Source organism: Silvanigrella sp. (genome assembly GCF_044369315.1).
Lineage (GTDB): Bacteria > Bdellovibrionota_B > Oligoflexia > Silvanigrellales > Silvanigrellaceae > Silvanigrella.
Genome location: NZ_JBIPMD010000263.1, coordinates 1 through 4,284, shown reverse-complemented (window position 1 = coordinate 4,284; position 4,284 = coordinate 1). Strand labels below are relative to the sequence as shown.

Sequence of the window (4,284 nt, the reverse complement as noted above, 5' to 3'; positions counted from 1 at the left end):
CCGGTTCTGCAGGGGTTTCATGGCAATGAATTACTTTATTTGAAAGGAAATAAAAGTCATGTCTCTACCTACCAAAAGTGTTCTTAAATCAATTTTTACTCTTCTTGTTGTTTCACAAGTTTCAAATTTTGCACATGCTTCTAAAGGAATTATTTTAAAAGATGATACAAACTTAGATTATTATGAAAATGATAAATATGTTAAAACTTTAATGTCCTTAGTTAGTACAACAACTCTAATAAATTATACTGGTAATAATTTTTATCTTTCAAAATATATTCCAGAAGATAATAAATATTCTTTACATACATGTAATATGGAAACTTTAAAATGTGTTCCTATCACAACACCTTTAACAAGTGCTGACATTGTAGGTATTTCTTTTCAAGATAATGGTAAAGGTTTTGTTGCAAAAAAAGATTTAAACATTGATTATTATGAAAGCAATGTTTTTGTAAAAACAATAACAAAAGCGGATAGAAAAATTATTTATGTTTCCTATACAGGTGAATCAACTTATTTTGCAGAAGTAAAAGATGAAAACAATGGAATGTATACCTCTTTTATTAAAAGATGTTCTGAGTATGCATGGAATTGTAAAGTAATAGCTGAAATTAATGATTCTATTACTTCAATTTCATTTAATGATAATTTCGAAGGATATGCAGTAAGTCGTGTCGGTAAATTATATCAATTTAAAAATGATAAAATAGTTTCTATAACAAAACCATTTAAATTTTATACGGATGATTTATTTTTTACAGATACTGGGTTTTATTCAAGAAGGCAATATTTAGATGGACATTTCAACGATGAAAAACCTATGACAATAAAAACAGAAATTACGAAATGTGATTTATCTGGAAATAATTGTAAAAATACTTTCAGAGAACATGGCATACATGTTCGTGCATCATTTAAATAAGGTAGATATTTAATTATTTAAATTTGTTCCAGTTCTAAATCGACAATATATCCTTCATGCCTTCTCATATTAAAAACATTTTCCCCTAAAAAAATATATTGTCCTTTTATCCCAGTTATGATTCCTTCTATTTCGCTCAATTTATCAAGATTTATAGACTTAAATTTTAAAACTTCACTGGGTATATCATAATTTAAATTCACGATAACTGGTGAGTGAAAATATTCTATATGATCATTTAATTTTAAATGAGGCGGTGTCTCAACAATAATTTCTTTGTTTTGAAAGATTTTATTCTGTTTAATCCAATTAAATATGAAGGATATTTTATCATAAAATTCTTCTAAAGAGGGTCTGTTATTCCCATTTTTTAACATATTCAACCAATGGCTTTTATCATGTAAAATTTCTTTTAAATTATGTTCTATTATTCCTGCTTGGTGTCTTGATGTTACCTTAGCTAAAAGAACAGCAGAGCTTGCTCCTTGATCAATCCATCTTGTTGGAATTTGGGATTGCCTTGTTATTCCTACTTTAAATTTGTCTGTATAAGATAAATAAACATAATGAGGTTGATAACAATACTCCTCTCCCCATAAAGGTTCACGGCATGTTCCTAAATTATAATGACATAAATTAGGGCTCATAATACATCTATCGGCACAAGCTTTCTTTTTGAAACAAGGAAAACAAAATCCTTCAAATAGTTTTTTTATATTTTTTTTACATGATGTGCATTGAAACATACCTGAATGTTTTATTTTTATTTTTAATCCTGTTTTTAAAGCCTCATTTTCATTTAAATGGTATTTTACTTGAATTGATATTATTTTTTCTTTTAAGTTTTTAATGTCTTCTAGGTTATTTGCTGAAAAATTTATCAAACTAGTATCAAAATTTGTAGACAGTTTTGAAATAGGCAAATTCTTCTTTTGGATTAGATAATTCAAGATTGACACCCTTTTCGTCAAAGACTAAACATGAAGGTAAGAAAGTGTTGATATCAACACCAATTCAAATTTTGTAACATATAAACTGAAGAGCAGTCATGCCGATAACTGTTTAAGAGTATCTGTCATGAAACGGAGCCATGAAGGTGAATATCAAGAAAATCAGTCACTTAAGTGAAAAACCAAATTTGAAAAGCTTAAATAAAAAACAAATCATTAAAAATTTGCTTTTTCCCCTTTTTCTTTCACCCTTAATTGTTAGCTGTCAGAGTAGCATAAACCAAAAATCTTCAGAACTTTTTTTATCTTCTGAACCCTCTGCCATTTCAAGTAAAGAAAATACAGGAACGGCAGAAATTGTAAAATTAGATGAAAATGAAGACTCAAACCTCAAAAAAAACTACGTAAAACCAGAAAGTGCTAAAAAAGAGATAAAAGTTGAGTCCAAATCCATTAAAGCCTCTAAACCAAATAATACTAAAAAAACAATAGTTTATGCTCCTTCTGAAAAAACAAAATCCGAAAATGAGCTTGAATTAAAAATGAATGATTCCTCCTTACTTCCCGATGATGTAGGAGATGGAGAAAATCTTGTTTTTAATTCTTCAGATAACGCTTTAGTTGCTGAATCTCCAGAAGAGTTTAGCTCAAATTCAAAAATGATTTCTTCTGTTCATCCAAATGATAGTATTTTATTATGTGAAGATAATGTTTATTATGAATCTTGGAAAACACAATTTGATCAACAATGGCTTGCCTTAAATGGAAATGAATACAAAACTCAAGCAGCAAAAAATAAAGCTTTAACTCAAGCAAGAACAAATGAATTTATTCGTGTTGTATATCCCTCCATTGAAAAAACCGGATTTGATTTTCCTGTCGTAATTAATAATCAGGTTTTACAATGGATAAGTTACTTTAAAAATACCGGAAAAAGAAGTTTTGTTCTTTGGATGAGAAGAGGAAACGCTCTTATTCCTCAAATGGAAGAAATTTTAAAACAAAATGGTTTGCCAACGGATTTAATTTATTTGTCCATGATCGAATCTGGCTATAGTTCAAAAGCTTTAAGTTATGTAGGTGCTGTGGGGTTATGGCAATTCATGCCTGCAACAGCTCGTGAAAACGGATTAATTATAAATGATTACTTAGATGAACGCCGTGATCTTAAAAAGTCAACAAAGGCAGCTGCAAATTATTTATCAAAACTTTATAGCAAATTTGGAAGCTGGCATTTAGCGGCAGCAAGTTATAATGGTGGTCCAGGACTTGTTAGTAGAACTCTTAAAAATTATGGAACGGACTCTTCTTTTTTTCAATTAACTTCTATGGGAGTTGTAAATAAAGAAACAGCGGATTATGTGCCAAAATTGATTGCTGCAATGATAATATCAAAAAATCCAGAGAAATTTGGTTTTGATTCTACCGATGCGCCAGCTCCTGCAGCGTCAAAAACAATTCCTGTAAAACGTTCTATTTCTTTAGCAGACTTAGCAAAAAGTTTGAATGTAGATAAAAGTCTTTTAGAGTCATTAAATCCTGAGCTTCGTTTAGGAATTACACCCCCAGCTCATGCAACTTCAGAAGGACATTTTGACTTAGAAGTTCCTGCAAGTAAATATGAAAATGCTTTAATGGCAATGAATACACTTCCTGAAGCATCAAATAAATATATCGTTACAGCTCGAATTAATCGCAGAGAAACCCTTGCGGCATTTGCAGCTCGTTATCGTATTAATGCGACTTCTGTTCTTCATGCAAATTCAAAACTCAAAATGAACTCTCATTTAAGAAAAGGCCAATTGGTTTATATTCCTATTTCTTTAGGAACAGGGCAATATGATCGTTTCACTAGCAACAAATTTTCATCTAAAAAATTTAGTAAAAAAATGGCTGCTAAAAATAATCAATCTATTCATCACGTCTCTTCAAAAAGTAGTCATATAAAGGTGGCTCAAAATTCATCTAAATCAAAAGCATTTACCAAAGCAAAAAAACAAACCACTTCGTCTGCTTTGCAAAAAAAATCCGCATCTTCTAAAAAAGTAGCTGTTTCAGGAACAAGAAAAAAGCAAAAACAGTCTTTGAATTGATTTCTTTAATCAAAGTATGCTAGACAACAGAAACCAATTCTGGAGAGCTGGCAGAGTGGTTGAATGTACCTGATTCGAAATCAGGCGTGCTCGCAAGGGTACCGAGGGTTCGAATCCCTCGCTCTCCGCCATTTAAAAGACTTTTGTATTATGCATTTAGTGGAATAGGGCTTCCAAGTTTCACAGGTGGTAAAAAGTTAATTAATGAATTTTGAGTATATTCACTCGCCTTTTCTTTGATAGATTGCCAGTCATCATATGCTTCTGTTAATAGTAAATTTTGGAACATAATACTAATTTGGTCTAAGTTTTCTGG

At 30.4% G+C, this 4,284-nt stretch carries 3 protein-coding genes and 1 tRNA gene; 3 read left to right on the top strand and 1 reads right to left on the bottom strand.

The genetic code is table 11. The features are described 5' to 3' along the window. The first annotated feature begins 58 nt into the window (after positions 1 to 58). Positions 59 to 925 (top strand): hypothetical protein, encoded by an 867-nt coding sequence (locus ACIQ56_RS15020; RefSeq protein WP_397601857.1) that lies wholly within the window; start codon positions 59 to 61, stop codon positions 923 to 925. 17 nt (positions 926 to 942) lie between these two features. Here ACIQ56_RS15020 and ACIQ56_RS15015 read toward each other — a convergent pair whose 3' ends face one another. Continuing rightward, entirely contained in the window at positions 943 to 1,875 is a 933-nt protein-coding gene (locus ACIQ56_RS15015) for a DUF2797 domain-containing protein (RefSeq protein ID WP_397601856.1), read from the bottom strand. 146 nt (positions 1,876 to 2,021) lie between these two features. On the opposite strand from ACIQ56_RS15015, the gene ACIQ56_RS15010 reads away from it, so the two are divergent. Next, complete coding sequence (locus ACIQ56_RS15010; RefSeq protein WP_397601855.1) at positions 2,022 to 3,968, top strand: transglycosylase SLT domain-containing protein; 1,947 nt, start codon at positions 2,022 to 2,024, stop codon at positions 3,966 to 3,968. A 41-nt stretch (positions 3,969 to 4,009) separates the two neighbouring features. Further along, positions 4,010 to 4,099: transfer RNA gene (locus ACIQ56_RS15005), tRNA-Ser, on the top strand. Positions 4,100 to 4,284 lie beyond the last annotated feature (185 nt).

Bases quoted from the DNA above. Each gene is read 5' to 3' on its own strand.
- ACIQ56_RS15020 (WP_397601857.1), top strand. From the start codon at position 59: ATGTCTCTACCTACCAAAAGTGTTCTTAAATCAATTTTTACTCTTCTT.